1 protein-coding gene is annotated in these 529 nt (G+C 77.3%); it reads right to left on the reverse strand.

Annotated elements, in window-relative coordinates:
* A partial coding sequence (locus tag LPA54_RS36345; protein ID WP_228984788.1) for an aminotransferase class I/II-fold pyridoxal phosphate-dependent enzyme occupies positions 1-529 on the reverse strand: 529 nt, incomplete at both ends.

Raw genomic sequence — 529 nt, forward strand, 5'->3', positions numbered from 1 at the left:
CGAGCGCGCGGTCCGCCGCGATGCCGCGCGCCGCCTCCACCGCCTCCGCGAGCGCCGCAGGCGACACGCACGCCTCCGCCGCCGCCAGCGCCGGCGTCGACACCGGCCACAGCGGCTGCGCCCGCTCCAGCCGGGCGACGGTCTCCGGGGCTGCCAACACGTACCCGATGCGCAGGCCCGCCAGGCCCCATGTCTTGGTCAGGCTGCGCAGCACCACGAGCCCCGGGACGTCCGTCCGCCCGGCCAGGGCCTCCCGCTCGCCCGGCACGTCCGGCTTCGCCAGCGACACGAACGCCGTCTCCACGCCCGCGTATCCGCGTCCCTCCCACAGCAGCCGGGCCGCCTTGAACACCTCGGCGTTGGCGTCCGGGTCCGTCGACCCGCGCCCCACCAGCAGCACCGTCACCCCGGCGGGGTCCCAGGACGGGTCCACCGCCTCCGCGAGCCGCCGCTCCAGCACCCGCAACAGCGCGGGGTGTGGGCCCAGCGGACGGCCGTACGTGTACGAGACCCCGGGGTGGCGTTCCTT

Source organism: Streptomyces sp. DH12, assembly GCF_020873895.1.
GTDB lineage: Bacteria > Actinomycetota > Actinomycetes > Streptomycetales > Streptomycetaceae > Streptomyces.